The sequence below is a fragment of the Parabacteroides hominis genome, from assembly GCF_014287585.1.
Classification (GTDB): domain Bacteria; phylum Bacteroidota; class Bacteroidia; order Bacteroidales; family Tannerellaceae; genus Parabacteroides; species Parabacteroides hominis.
On sequence record NZ_JACOOJ010000024.1, the window covers coordinates 28,845 to 42,206 of the forward strand.

Here is a 13,362-nt window from a genome sequence, read left to right on the forward strand (position 1 = left end):
TCATAAATAGAAATTAATAAATCATAAAGTATAGATGAAACGAAATTTAGTATTAATATTGTTAGGAGCCAGCTTGTCGGGCTCCTTTTTGTATGGACAAGGCACGGTGGAAGATTATTCCCGCGCTTTTTCTTTGCCGGAGAAGTATAAGAATACGGTTTTTTATTCGGATGTAAATCCGCGATGGATAGGTGATACTCATAGTTTCTGGTATATACGTCATACTCCTGAAGGTGACCGCTATGTAATTGTTGATGCCGAAAAACGAGAGCGTGTGGCTATGCCCGACACGATGAAACAGCGTATATTGTCAGAAAAACCCCGCCGGTGGTGGGGTGAAGGTCGCTATTGGGCGGAGACAGATGAGGAACGTGTGGGCGACAGTATCCCTTCACCGGACAGGAAACAGGTCGCTTTCATCAAAAACAACAATGTATATGTAAAGGATGTTGCTACTGGTGTGGAAAAAGCGTTGAGCATGGATGGTGCGCCAGGCGAATATTACTCAGCCTATATCCGATGGTCGCCCGATTCTCGTAAAGTCGCAACCATGAAGATACGTCCGGCGGAAAAAAGGTATATCTATTTTATTGAATCATCTCCGAAAGATCAGTTGCAGCCGAAGTTGCATAAACGTGAATATGCAAAGCCGGGCGATGCGTTGCCTTTCCGTATTCCTCATATTTTCCATATAGAGACGGGAGAGATGAGCAAGCCTTCTTCCACAGAACTTTTTGCTTCCCAATTCGATGTGCATGGCTTGGATTGGGCGGCAGACAGCAACAGTCTCCTTTTTGAATACAACCAGCGTGGACATCAGGTCTACAGGGTGCTGGAACTGGCTGCTGAGAGTGGGCTTGTTCGTACGGTGATAGAAGAGACCAGCGATACATTTGTCAATTATACCCGTTATTTCCGTCGTGATTTAAAGAATGGAAAAGAAATTATATGGATGAGTGAACGCGACAATTGGAACCACCTTTATCTCTACGATCGGCAGACGGGAAAGGTAAAGCAGCAGATAACCAAAGGTGAATGGTATGTGCGTGACGTATTGGATGTCGACGAGGCAAATCGAGTAGTTTATTTTTCTGCCAACGGTATGGTAAAAGAAGAAGATCCTTATTTAATCCGTTATTACCGGATCAATATGGATGGAAGTGGCCTGACTTGTCTCACGCCGGAAGAAGGAACGCATACGGCTTGGTTTTCGACAGATAGAAAATATCTGGTGGATGTCTATTCGAAGGTGAATGTCGCTCCTAAAGCCGTTTTGCGTAGCGCGAAAGACGGAAAAATCGTGATGCCATTGGAAGAGGCGGATATTAAGGCTCTCGAAAAAACCGGCTGGCAGGCTCCTGAGCCATTCGTTGCTAAAGGGCGTGACGGGAAAACGGATATCTGGGGCGTAATCTTCCGTCCTTCCAATTTTGATCCGTCGAAAAAATATCCAGTGCTGGAATATGTGTATGCCGGACCGGGAAGCGCATATACCCCGAAGGCTTTCCGCCAGTTGCACTGGTATCATCAGGTGACGGCGGAGCTTGGGTTTATCGTTGTGCAGAGCGATGGTATGGGAACCTCATTCCGTAGTAAGGCGTTTGAAAGTATCATCTATAAAAATTTGAAAGATGCAGGTTTCGAGGATCGTATTGCTTGGATAAAAGCTGCCGGTAAGAAATATCCTTATATGGATACGGACCGTGTCGGCATTTTCGGTGGTTCGGCTGGTGGACAGGAGGCGATGGCTGCCGTTCTCTTTCATCCTGATTTCTATAAAGCGGCTTATGCCGGTTGTGGTTGTCATGATAACCGGATGGATAAAATCTGGTGGAACGAACAGTGGATGGGGTATCCGGTAGATAGCAGTTATGTGGCTTGCAGCAATGTTGAGAATGCCCATTTGCTAACCCGACCTTTAATGCTGATGGTGGGTGAAATAGACGACAATGTTGACCCGGCTAGCACCATGCAAGTGGTGAATGCCTTGATTAAAGCGAAAAAGGAGTTTGAACTGGTGGTCGTCCCCGGTAGCAACCATACGTTAGGGGGAGATTATGGTGATCGGAAAAGGTTCGACTTCTTTGTCCGGAATCTGCTGGGGGTGACTCCGCCGGATTGGAATACGTGGAATTGGAATCGGTAACAGCTTCGGTTTGAATGCTGATAGAATATGTCTATTCGTATATAGAAATTATCTGTTTGACAGGCACTTATATCTGATGTATCTTTGCAGTACAAGAAAAACGAAAAGTATAACAATTAAAAAGTAAAGTATTATGAAGACATTAGATTATATCCATTTGGATGCAGTTGCAGCAGGTAAAGTAGTTGAAGCATTACAACAGTTATTGGCCGATTATCAGGTATTCTATACAAACCTTCGTGGTTTCCACTGGAACATCAAGGGACACGGTTTCTTTGTTCTTCACAGCAAATTTGAAGATATGTATAATGATGCTGCCGAAAAGGTGGACGAACTGGCTGAACGTATCCTGATGTTGGGCGGTGTTCCGGTTAATAAGTTCAGTGAATATCTGAAAGTTGCCAAAGTAAAGGAAGTCTCGGACGTATCTTGTGCAGACGAAGCGTTGGAAAACATTCTGAACACTTACGGCCAGTTTATTGCCGAAGAACGTAAATTGCTTTCTCTGGCTTCCGAATCCGGAGACGAGGCAACAGTTGCGCTGATGAGCGATTACCTGAAGGAACAGGAAAAATTGGTTTGGATGTTAGTGGCTTACTCTTCTTGCGACTGTAAGAAATAATAAGTGTGTAAGTAATTAATAATTTATTCGTTGCGTTTGGAAAAGGCGGTCTCCTCACGAGACCGCCTTTTTGATTTGTGCCCGAACCATGCGGAAGTGCGTTTTTGGGCAAGTATCATTTTGTTATCTTTATTGTGCTAAAGCATGACCGATTGATTTGTTAAAAAATATTACCTGCAATAGTGATTCCAAAAACATGCACTACTAATCTGATTTACATAGGGTAGTAGTGACATTTTGATAATCTTGCATTCGTATTCCTTTATCATGTCGGGTGTGTTTTAGAAAAGCAAGAGTGTTTAAATGAAAGAACCGTGGGCCAAATATAGGAAGACCTTGAAGTGATGAGGGTTTTGTCCGTTTTTCTGTTTATATTTGTCCGAAAATAAGATCAGAATTATGGACAGGATGGAAAAAGAACCGCTTATACAGGAAGGCAGACGTCTTCCGGATGTGGCGGATGTAAACGGTTTGGTTTCTTTTATGGGCCGGTTGATGGATGGTCAGGAGAGTTTTTATCTTGATTTGCTGTTGGCTTCTCTGGTCCGTTTGCACCCGTTTATAAAACCGGATGATGCGGAACGTATGATGCCGGTTTTCGAATGGGCCGGAACTGTAATGGAGATGCCGGAAAACGAGATAGGAGGGTTGGATATGCTTACCGCCTCTTTTCTGCTTGATTATGCCGAAATGCTTTCCGGATCGGAAAAACGTGCCAAAAGCTCGAAACAACAACCTTACCAGGACTATAAGCCATATCTGGATCTTGTAAAATTGGCTTTTAACCGGATAAAAGATCATAATACGTTGCCTTTGCTCTCGACACCGACCCACCGTCCGGCCTGGGTCGATCCGGTCGTGCTTGTCTCCCGGCTGTCGGAATATCAGAAAAAGGGGGTGAAGCCGGACAATCTGGACTTTCAAATTGCAGTTTCGCGTGTGGCATTGGATGATACGGACGAGGCTGTCCGGTTAGTCGAACAAGAGATGGCGGGCGAATATCGCGAGTTGTTGCTTTTCCTGTTCAAACCGGAAGCACGTCCTAAGGGGCCTTTTACGTCTCAGGCCGTTTGGATGACTGCTGCTTTGGTCAAAAGTCCTGATACCGTCTATGACGAGTTTAAGGATTTTCCTTATTCTGCAGTGAACCGGGCTTATTTGACAGGGGATATTCCCAGTGACGTGTTCACGTTTGAAAAACCGTTTGGGAAAGTCGATCGTATCTTGCAGTTGATTCCTCCGGCAAGCAAGAATGTCGCGGTAAAATGGAGGTTTGGAGGTTATGCTTTATACATGACTTATCGGCCTTGTTCCCGCATTCCGCTTTTAGTGGAGACTTTTTGGAAAATACCTTTGCGGGAGAAGGATCTGAAGAGGTTCTTGTTGCTTTCTCCGAATGCACCTCGGATTTGGTTGGCTTTATTGGTGCGGGATCGCGTAAGGGATGCTTATTGGAACGATTTGGAACTGGCAAGGCTTAACCTGGTTGCCCTTGAGACCTTGCGCGAACTTGATTTGGAGTGGAGAGGGGGGATGGCTTTGACATACCTGGCGGTGTGCCTGTTGAGCATCGATCGTCCTGTTCGTTTGTGTGCGGCGGATCTTTGGGGGGAACTTGTGGAAAAAGACCTGATAGACAATGTGGCTTTAGGCCGGGTATTGGGTAAGATCCAATCATTGGAATGGGCTCCTGCGCAGAGAATTTCAGGTTTGGTTGTCGAAATGTTGATAAATAGATCATCTTTTCATAACAAAGAACTGTCTGTGCTGTTTGTCTCTTTTTTGTCTTGCCTGCCGGAAAATCCGGTGAAGGATTTAAAGCGGTTATTGGAAGTTTTTGCGGAACTTCAGACTGTTAATAACTGGCCGAAGGTGAAATATGCCCCACTTCTTTCTTTGCTTGAGACGTGGAAGAAAAACAGCAAATTGACAGAGGTGATAGAATCTTTGTATTAAGAATGATGGAAAATAAGCCTATATTTGTGCTGTAAATTTTAAACGCAGATGGAAGATAAAATCATATTACCGGCGGAATGGTATCCACAAAGTGCCGTCCAGTTGACATGGCCGCATGAGGAAACGGATTGGGCGCCTATACTGGACGAGGTGATTCCTTGTTTCGTGTCGATCGCCAAAGAAGTGATCAAACACGAGAAGCTCTTGATCGTCTGTCCCGACGAACAGGAAGTACGCGGACAATTGGGCGATGTGGATTACAGCCGGATCATTTTCCGGGAGATGGCGACGAATGACACCTGGGCACGTGATCATGGTGGCATTACGGTATTCGACCAGGGAGAACCGGTCGTGTATGACTTTGTGTTCAACGGTTGGGGGATGAAGTTCGCGGCGAACCTGGACAACCTGGTTACGCGTAACCTGTCGGTACAGGGAACATTTGCCGACGGGGTTCCGCTCATCAATATGCAACCGTTTGTCCTGGAAGGCGGCAGTATCGAATCGGATGGCAAGGGGACACTGTTGACGACAGTCGAATGCCTTTCGTCCCTGAACCGGAACGAATACCTGCAAAAGGAAGAACTGGAAGCCTATCTGAAGGATGTCTTCGGCTTTGAACGCATCTTATGGCTGGAAAACGGTTACCTGGCCGGTGATGATACGGACAGCCATGTCGACACGTTGGCACGGTTCTGTAGCGAAGATACGATTGCGTATGTCCAGTGTACGGATGAGTCGGATGAACATTTCGAGGAACTGCAAGCGATGGAACAGGAATTGCTGGCTTTCAAACAGGCTGACGGCAAACCTTACCGGCTGATCGCCCTGCCGATGGCGGACCCGGTGGTATGGGAGGGCGAACGTCTCCCGGCCACTTATGCCAATTTTTTGATTATCAACGGAGCTGTGTTGTTGCCCTATTATAATTCTCCGAAGGACGAACTGGCGAAGGATGCTTTGCAACAGGCTTTTCCGGATCGGGAGGTGATAGGAATCAATTGTTTGCCGTTGATTAAACAACATGGTTCGCTGCATTGCGTGACGATGCAGTACCCGGAGGGAGTTATTAGTTGAAAGTTGAGAGTTGAAAATTGAAAGTTATGATGGAAGATATGTTAAAAGTTGGGCTGGTGCAGCAGGCGAATACGGGGAATCGGGCTGCTAATATTGAGAAACTGGAACAAAATATACGAGCTTGTGCTTTGCAAGGTGCTGAATTGGTCGTTTTGCAGGAATTGCATAACGGGCTTTATTTTTGCCAGACGGAGAATACCGAAGTGTTCGACCAGGCTGAACCGGTTCCGGGACCTTCTACGGAAGTATTCGGAGCATTGGCAAAGGAGTTGGGCGTCGTGCTGGTTCTTTCTTTGTTTGAGAAACGGGCTCCCGGTTTGTATCATAATACGGCTGTCGTAATTGAGAAAGACGGTACTATTGCCGGGAAATACCGTAAAATGCATATTCCGGATGATCCGGCCTATTATGAGAAGTTCTATTTTACTCCCGGTGACCTCGGATTTGAGCCGATTCAGACTTCAGTTGGTAAATTGGGCGTATTGGTTTGCTGGGATCAGTGGTATCCCGAAGCTGCCCGCCTGATGGCGATGAAAGGAGCGGAACTACTGATTTATCCGACCGCCATCGGTTGGGAAAGCAGTGACGCGGAGGATGAGAAACAACGCCAATTGGATGCTTGGATCACCGTACAGCGGGGACATGCCGTGGCAAACGGCATTCCGGTTGTTGCAGTGAACCGTGTCGGACATGAAGACGATCCGTCCGGTCAAACGAACGGTATTCAGTTCTGGGGGAATAGCTTTGTGGCCGGTCCGCAGGGTGAATTATTGGTTGAATTTTCCAATGGAATGGATGAAGTGGGAGTCCTGACGGTCGACAAGACCCGTAGCGAGAATGTCCGCCGTTGGTGGCCTTTCTTCCGGGATCGCCGTATCGATGCTTTTGGGGGGTTGACCGAACGTTTTCTGATATGAAATTTTATAATCGTATAGAGGCCGTCTGCCGTATGAACCGATTGGGTGCGGAAAGGCGGCCTTTCCTGTTTGTGATCGATTACAAGCAAGACCAGGTGATTGTGGAAGAGCCGGATCAGGTCGATCCGGAGGTGTTGCTTTACGACCTGGATGGTGTGACGAATGCCGCGGCTGTAAGCCGTATGAATGACCGGGAGAATCCGGCTTCTGCAATCCGATGGGAAACATTCCCTATGACACAAGAGGCCTATGCAGACTCGTTTCATAAAGTTGTCGGACATATCCGGGCCGGAAACTCTTACCTGGCCAATCTGACTTGCGCCACTCCTGTCCGGACCGATCTGAGTTTAAAGGATGTTTTTGTCCGTTCGGAAGCCCGGTATAAGCTCTGGATGAAAGACCGTTTTGTCGTTTTCTCCCCTGAGATATTCGTGAAGATACGGGATGAACATATCTATTCTTTTCCGATGAAGGGAACGATCGATGCCACGCTGCCGGATGCCCGCAGGCGGATATTGGACGATCCGAAGGAAATGGCCGAACATGCTACGATTGTCGACCTGATCCGCAATGACCTGAGTATGGTGGCTACCGAGGTGATGGTGGCCCGTTATCGGTATATAGACGAGCTGCCGACACATAAAGGCGCTTTGTTGCAGGTAAGTTCGGAGATCCGGGGCCGTCTTGCCGGGAACTGGCAGGCAGAGACAGGGGAATTGCTATTCCGTCTCCTTCCGGCAGGTTCCATTACCGGGGCGCCCAAAAAGAAGACAATGGAGATTATAGCGGAAGCCGAGACATACGAAAGAGGGTTCTATACGGGCGTCATGGGCTATTTTGACGGGAATAGCCTGGACAGTGCCGTCATGATCCGCTTTTTGGAACGACAAGCGGATGGCTCTTTGATCTTTAAGAGTGGAGGAGGCATCACCTCCCGAAGTGATTTGGCAAGCGAGTATGACGAAATGAAACAGAAAGTCTATGTCCCCATTTATTGAAACAATCCGGATCGAGGACGGGCGGATTCATAACTTGCCCTATCATAACCGGCGTATGGACGAGACACGCCGGAGCGTGTTGCATCAAACCGGTACGCTTGATTTGAGTGACTACATCCGACCTGGAAACTACCGGGAACGGACAAAGTGCCGCGTTGAATATGATAAAGATATCCTGAAAGTGGAGTATGCCGCCTATCACATCCGTCCGGTATCTTCTTTGCGGCTGGTCGCCGATGACGAAGCCGCTTATCGGTATAAAAGTACGGACCGGAGTGTGCTGGACCGTTTGTTCGCATGTCGCGAAACGGAAGACGATGTGCTGATCGTCCGGAAAGGATTGTTGACCGACACCTCTATTTGCAACATTGCGCTCTGGAACGGGAAACAATGGATTACCCCCTCCGTGCCGTTGCTGGCAGGAACGAAAAGAGCCTCTTTGCTGGATCAGGGAGGGATTGTTGCAGGTGATATCCGTCCGGAGGATTTGCCGGGTTATTCCCGTATCAGGCTGTTCAATGCGATGATCGAGTTTGGAGAAATCGATCTTCCGGTAGATAAGATCGTGCTTTGACTCAAATAGTTCTTGTCGTTGGCATAGATGTAGAGCAAGGTTCCGTTCTTGATGGTGTTGATGATCGGCTTGGCGAGCGACTGGGGCAGGGCGGGACAACCGAAACTTCTTCCTAAGCGGCCTGCCGATGCTGCAACAGACGGGTTGCAATAATTAGCCCCGTGCACCACGATCGCCCGTTCTTTTGCCCGGTCGTTAATACCTTTTTCCAAACCGTTGAGGACTAAGGAATAGCCGTTTTTACCCTGATAAGTATTCTCCGTAACGAAAAATCCCAATGAACTTTTGTAAGAATTGACTTTGTTGGAGAAAGAAGTGGCGTAATTTCCTCCGCTGTTTTTCCCGTGCGAGACGAGAGATGAGAACAGGAGTTTCTTATGCCGGATATCCAGGACGTAAAGTCGCTCTTCCGTGGAAGGTTTCGTGAAGTCGATCAGGGTAATGATATCCTTGTTACGCCGTTCGATCGCCTGCGCTCCGGTTATCGCCTGTTCGAAGGCTGTATAGTCTACCATATTGTCCAGTTGCATATCCGTATAGAGCTGCCGGCATACCGAAGACATGGCCGCCGCAGGATCAGCCGGGATTAGGGGAGACGAACTTCTGGTAGCCGTGTAATTAGCCGGAAGAAATAATAAAACCAAATATAAACAGATGCGCAATAACATAAGATTGAATAATGTCGCACAAAGATAAGATTTTTAATCAAAAACGAAAACAATTGTCTCATTTACAGGCGCCCAATCATAAACGAACTTGGCGTGAGAGGTTGCATTACGGACGCACATGTGGGAGCGTGGAGTCGTCCCAAGCGTTGGACTGTATTCGATCAGCGACTTGCGCGGTGCGTTTACCGGGACCCCGTGGATATAGCCTCCGTTGGTGAACCGGCTGGCATAAGGAGCGAATCCGCCTGTCTCTTTGCTGCCGTCTACCAGGTAAATCATCCTTGCCTTCTTTTCCTGGACGACAAATATGCCTAATGGCGTTTCCTGCGCGTATGGAGGGCGGTGTTGCCCGGTCGTTGCCGGATTCATGCTTCTGACAAGCCATTTGGAACCTGCATGTTCGAGTGTCGCTATGTTCTGGTTGGTGACATCGACGAATATGGCCTTGTCGAATGTGACGCTATCGGCTATCGGTTTGACATATTTTCCGGGAACCAGCCATTCCCCGTTTGTATAGATCGTTTGGATGCGGAAAAGGCGGTCGCTGTCGTCCAGCAATTTCACAAGGGCCCCGTCACGGCCATAGCGTTCGGCTGTCAGCGTGTCTTCCGGCAGATATAGCGGGACAGACTGGTAACGTTCGATACCCAAGGTGTCGGAAACCCGTTTGTAAGCATCGCGATGAAAATTCCGGACCAGCGGGGCTTCCCCGTTCTTGTTCCTGTAGTTTTGAAAGATCGCCCAACGGGACGGCTTTTGCTGGATCGAATCGAGCAGACGGAGACCGGCACGGATCTTATCCCATTGGAATTCCCGCGTCGTATCTTTATATGGGTAGGTATCGGCCAACGTATGCTGGTCGTAAAGCAGTTCCTTTTCTATAACGGTCTCGATAGGGGGAGGGACTGCCGCCGTTTCCGGCTTTGTTTCGGTAACCAGAGTGTCTTGTACGGGTGAACCGGATTCCTGTGGCTCTCCCGGCTTTGTCGTACAGAAACTCAGTGTGGAAAAGCTAAGCAGTAAGAGTATGGGAACTATCTTCATTGTATCTATTATTCTATTCATTATGTAAATATAAACAAAAGAGTAGAATGATTGTTTGTTTCTCTTTTTTATTCTTTTTTAGGTAAACGAAGGACAAAGCGGATCAGGGCGACGAATATCTTTCCGTATTTGTCCAGCTTGAGCTGTCCGACACCTCGTATTTCGCTGAACTCGTCGAGCGTGACCGGTTTCTTCTGGACCATATCTTCGAGGGCGTCATCCGAAAAGAGGATATAAGCCGGGGTATGTTCGCGTTCGGCAATCTGCTTGCGGAGTTGTTGCAGGGAGTCGAGCAGCGTTTCATCCACGGAGGCGGATTCGATCGGGCGGATCGGACGGTATTTGTAGCCGCCTTTCTTGGTCGGCAGGGCAAAATCTTTTGTCTTTTGATAAATGGTCATGAGCGCCTGTTGTTCGCCGAAGAGGACTTTACGTCCTAATGGAGTCACTTTCAGGTGACCGGCCGACATATAGTCGATTTCGATATAACCGAGCTGAAGCATCTGATATAAATATTCTTTCCACTCTTTGTAGCTGAGGTCTTTGCCAACACCGTAGGTTTTTAGTTTGTCGTACCCTTTTTCTGTCAGCTCTTCCTTTTCGGCTCCCCGGAGTATATCGATCAACAGGTGCATATTAGCCGTTTGCCCGGTACGGAAAATGCCGCTCAAGGCCTTCTGGACCAAGATGCTCCCGTCGAAACGCCGGGGAGGGTTCTTGCAGACGTCGCAGTTCCCGCAATCCTTGTCCGTCTCTTCTCCGAAATAGCTCAGCAAGATACGGCGCCGGCAGATGTCCGCCTCACAATACCGGCGCATCCGGTTCAACTTCTGCAGACTGACGTCTTTCTGCCCGCTTTCCTCCGCAAAACGGCGGAGGAGCAGGATATCGCCCACGGAATAGAAAAGAAGCGTGTCGCTTTTCATCCCGTCCCGTCCGGCACGGCCTATTTCCTGGTAATAGTTCTCGATGCTTGCCGGCATATTATAATGAATGACCCAGCGGACATTGCTTTTGTCTATTCCCATCCCGAACGCGACCGTTGCGCATACCACGTTGACACGGTCGTTGATGAAATCGTCCTGTGCTTTCTCGCGTTTGTCGGGGCTGAGCCCGGCATGATAGGCGACTGCACGGATGCTATATTCGGACAGTTCTTCGACCAAAGACTCCGTACTGTTGCGGCTCATGCAGTAGATGATGCCGCTCTGCCGGTGGTGTCGGTTGATGAAATGGACAATCGCAGCGATCTTTTCCTTTTTACTCAGTCCGCGACGGATAGTGAGCGACAGGTTCGGGCGGTCGAAAGACGAGATGAATGTTTTAGGATCACGCAGTTTCAATTGATTCAGGATGTCCGTCCGGGTGATTTTGTCTGCCGTAGCCGTCAGGGCGACGATCGGTACTTTCGGGAAATTCTCTTTCAGAACGGACAACTGGGTATATTCGGGACGGAAATCATGCCCCCAATGCGAGATACAATGCGCTTCGTCGATAGCGATCAGCGAAATGTCGATGCGGGGCAGGAGCCAGTGCAGTTCACTTATGATCCCTTCGGGCGAGATGTAGAGCAGTTTCACTTTTCCCTGTATGCAGAGTTGCCGTACCCGGTGGCGTTCTTCCTCCGGCATCATGCTGTTGAGTGCTGCCGCGGGGATGCCGTTGGCGATCAGTCCTTCGACCTGGTCCTTCATCAAAGCGATAAGGGGAGACACTACGATGGCAGTTCCCGGCATATAGATCGCCGGAAGTTGGAAGCAGATCGATTTTCCGCCACCCGTAGGCATCAGGACCAACGAATCTTCTTTCTGCAAGATGCGCTGTATGATTTCGGCCTGTAAAGGGCGAAATGAAGTGTATCCGAAGAACCGTTTGAGTAGTAACAATAATTCTTTCATGAGAATTAAAAAGAACTGAATGTTTTTAAAAAGCACGCAAATATAGCAAATAATTGCAGAGATGCCGGATTTTTGTGTATCTTTGTCACCATTATTTATTTAACGAGCCGCGACGGCTCATACTTATTATATGACATTTGAACAATTAGAACTGATCGAGCCGATACACAAGGCTCTCAAAAAAGAAAAGTATACAACTCCCACTCCCATACAAGCCGAAGCCATTCCCGTAGTATTGGACGGATCTGATTTATTAGGTTGCGCACAGACCGGAACCGGCAAGACGGCAGCTTTCTCCATCCCTATCATCCAAAAGATCGAAGAACAGATTTTAAGTGGACGTAAACCGGGTGTCAAAGCCTTGATCCTGACTCCGACACGCGAATTGGCGATCCAGATTGGCGAAAGCTTTGCGGCTTACGGGCGTTATACTCACGTAGAACATACCGTTATTTTCGGTGGCGTGGGACAGAAGCCGCAGACGGATGCATTGGAACGGGGCGTGGATGTATTGATTGCAACTCCCGGCCGTTTGCTGGATTTGATCAATCAGGGTTTTATCCGCCTGAACACATTGGAATATTTTGTTTTGGACGAAGCGGACCGGATGCTGGATATGGGATTTATCCATGATATCAAACGCATCCTGCCTTTGCTGCCCAAAAAGCGCCAGTCCCTGTTCTTCTCTGCAACGATGCCGCCGGAGATCGAGCGCCTGGCCGGAACGATCCTTCACGAACCTGAAAAAGTAGAGGTGACTCCTGCTTCTTCCACCGTCGATACGATCGACCAGTCTGTCTATTTTGTAGAGAAAGTGGAAAAGATCAACCTGCTGAAGGGCCTGCTGGAAGACCGTTCGCTGGAATCCGTCTTGGTTTTTACCCGTACGAAGCACGGAGCCGATAAGGTTGCCCGTGTCCTGAACAAATCCGGGATCGGCGCGGAAGCCATTCATGGAAACAAAGGACAGAACGCCCGCCAGCGTGCCTTGTCCAGCTTTAAGGATCATACGCTCCGTGTCCTGATCGCGACCGATATCGCCGCCCGCGGTATCGATGTCGACCATCTTTCGCACGTCATCAACTATGATTTGCCGAATGTGCCGGAAACGTATGTGCACCGTATCGGCCGTACCGGTCGTGCCGGCTGTAGCGGGATCGCTTTCTCTTTTTGCGATGTGGAGGAAGTTCCGTATCTGAAAGATATCCAGAAGCTGATCGGCAAAGAAGTGCCGGTTGCCGGAGGACATATGTTCGAGACTGCCGAGGTAAAAGAAGCGGTGGCCGAAAAGAAAAAAGCGATAAAAGAAGAGTCCAAACGCCGGAATATGTTCGGTAGCAAACGCGATGGAAGTTTTTGGCGGAATAAGAAAAGAGCGGCAAATAAATAAAACTGCCATTTATCCTTTGAAATATTCATAGATTATTATAAATTTGCCCACTTAACATAAAATTCTAAATTG

11 protein-coding genes are annotated in these 13,362 nt (G+C 48.3%); 8 read left to right on the forward strand and 3 right to left on the reverse strand.

Going from position 1 to position 13,362, the window contains the following annotated elements; all coding sequences use genetic code 11:
• Nucleotides 1-34 precede the first annotated feature (34 nt).
• The 7 genes from H8S65_RS13330 to H8S65_RS13360 all read left to right on the forward strand — a co-directional run bounded on the left by H8S65_RS13330 (nucleotide 35) and on the right by H8S65_RS13360 (nucleotide 8,290).
• On the forward strand, nucleotides 35-2,146 hold the full coding sequence (locus tag H8S65_RS13330; RefSeq protein WP_186930442.1) for a S9 family peptidase: 2,112 nt from the start codon (nucleotides 35-37) through the stop codon (nucleotides 2,144-2,146).
• Between the two features lie 133 nt (nucleotides 2,147-2,279).
• A complete protein-coding gene (locus H8S65_RS13335) occupies nucleotides 2,280-2,768 on the forward strand; it encodes a Dps family protein (protein WP_186930443.1) in 489 nt (162 codons plus the stop codon).
• A 399-nt stretch (nucleotides 2,769-3,167) separates the two neighbouring features.
• The gene (locus H8S65_RS13340; RefSeq protein ID WP_186930444.1) at nucleotides 3,168-4,724 is read left to right on the forward strand and encodes a DUF7824 domain-containing protein; all 1,557 of its coding nucleotides are present in this window, start codon (nucleotides 3,168-3,170) and stop codon (nucleotides 4,722-4,724) included.
• A gap of 48 nt (nucleotides 4,725-4,772) precedes the next feature.
• Nucleotides 4,773-5,801, forward strand: coding sequence for an agmatine deiminase family protein (locus H8S65_RS13345; RefSeq protein WP_186930445.1), 1,029 nt, complete (start codon nucleotides 4,773-4,775; stop codon nucleotides 5,799-5,801).
• A gap of 29 nt (nucleotides 5,802-5,830) precedes the next feature.
• A complete protein-coding gene (locus tag H8S65_RS13350) occupies nucleotides 5,831-6,718 on the forward strand; it encodes a carbon-nitrogen hydrolase (RefSeq protein WP_186930460.1) in 888 nt (295 codons plus the stop codon).
• Nucleotides 6,715-7,716 (forward strand): aminodeoxychorismate synthase component I, encoded by a 1,002-nt coding sequence (locus H8S65_RS13355; RefSeq protein WP_186930446.1) that lies wholly within the window; start codon nucleotides 6,715-6,717, stop codon nucleotides 7,714-7,716. Before H8S65_RS13350 ends, H8S65_RS13355 begins: the two co-directional genes overlap by 4 nt.
• On the forward strand, nucleotides 7,700-8,290 hold the full coding sequence (locus H8S65_RS13360; protein ID WP_186930447.1) for an aminotransferase class IV family protein: 591 nt from the start codon (nucleotides 7,700-7,702) through the stop codon (nucleotides 8,288-8,290). The genes H8S65_RS13355 and H8S65_RS13360 overlap by 17 nt, the downstream gene beginning before the upstream one ends.
• Here the strand turns inward: H8S65_RS13360 and H8S65_RS13365 are convergent.
• From H8S65_RS13365 to recQ, 3 genes are all read right to left on the reverse strand, one after another.
• Nucleotides 8,212-8,958 carry a murein L,D-transpeptidase catalytic domain family protein gene (locus H8S65_RS13365; protein ID WP_186930448.1) on the reverse strand — a complete coding sequence of 249 codons (747 nt, stop codon included), beginning with the start codon at nucleotides 8,956-8,958 and terminating at the stop codon, nucleotides 8,212-8,214. The genes H8S65_RS13360 and H8S65_RS13365 overlap by 79 nt on opposite strands.
• Before the next feature lie 33 nt (nucleotides 8,959-8,991).
• Nucleotides 8,992-10,002, reverse strand: coding sequence for a L,D-transpeptidase (locus H8S65_RS13370; RefSeq protein WP_255489219.1), 1,011 nt, complete (start codon nucleotides 10,000-10,002; stop codon nucleotides 8,992-8,994).
• Between the two features lie 68 nt (nucleotides 10,003-10,070).
• Nucleotides 10,071-11,900 (reverse strand): DNA helicase RecQ, encoded by a 1,830-nt coding sequence (gene recQ, locus H8S65_RS13375; protein ID WP_186930450.1) that lies wholly within the window; start codon nucleotides 11,898-11,900, stop codon nucleotides 10,071-10,073.
• A gap of 130 nt (nucleotides 11,901-12,030) precedes the next feature.
• Between recQ and H8S65_RS13380 the strand changes: the two genes are divergently transcribed.
• Nucleotides 12,031-13,290 (forward strand): DEAD/DEAH box helicase, encoded by a 1,260-nt coding sequence (locus tag H8S65_RS13380; RefSeq protein WP_186930451.1) that lies wholly within the window; start codon nucleotides 12,031-12,033, stop codon nucleotides 13,288-13,290.
• Nucleotides 13,291-13,362 lie beyond the last annotated feature (72 nt).

What these genes read in the sequence shown, in the direction of transcription:
- H8S65_RS13340 (WP_186930444.1), top strand. Translation starts at nt 3,168, where the DNA reads ATGGACAGGATGGAAAAAGAACCGCTTATACAGGAAGGCAGACGTCTT.
- H8S65_RS13330 (WP_186930442.1), top strand. Translation starts at nt 35, where the DNA reads ATGAAACGAAATTTAGTATTAATATTGTTAGGAGCCAGCTTGTCGGGC.
- H8S65_RS13335 (WP_186930443.1), top strand. Translation starts at nt 2,280, where the DNA reads ATGAAGACATTAGATTATATCCATTTGGATGCAGTTGCAGCAGGTAAA.
- H8S65_RS13365 (WP_186930448.1), bottom strand. Translation starts at nt 8,958, where the DNA reads ATGTTATTGCGCATCTGTTTATATTTGGTTTTATTATTTCTTCCGGCT.
- H8S65_RS13360 (WP_186930447.1), top strand. Translation starts at nt 7,700, where the DNA reads ATGTCCCCATTTATTGAAACAATCCGGATCGAGGACGGGCGGATTCAT.
- H8S65_RS13380 (WP_186930451.1), top strand. Translation starts at nt 12,031, where the DNA reads ATGACATTTGAACAATTAGAACTGATCGAGCCGATACACAAGGCTCTC.
- H8S65_RS13345 (WP_186930445.1), top strand. Translation starts at nt 4,773, where the DNA reads ATGGAAGATAAAATCATATTACCGGCGGAATGGTATCCACAAAGTGCC.
- H8S65_RS13370 (WP_255489219.1), bottom strand. Translation starts at nt 10,002, where the DNA reads ATGAAGATAGTTCCCATACTCTTACTGCTTAGCTTTTCCACACTGAGT.
- H8S65_RS13355 (WP_186930446.1), top strand. Translation starts at nt 6,715, where the DNA reads ATGAAATTTTATAATCGTATAGAGGCCGTCTGCCGTATGAACCGATTG.
- recQ (WP_186930450.1), bottom strand. Translation starts at nt 11,900, where the DNA reads ATGAAAGAATTATTGTTACTACTCAAACGGTTCTTCGGATACACTTCA.
- H8S65_RS13350 (WP_186930460.1), top strand. Translation starts at nt 5,831, where the DNA reads ATGGAAGATATGTTAAAAGTTGGGCTGGTGCAGCAGGCGAATACGGGG.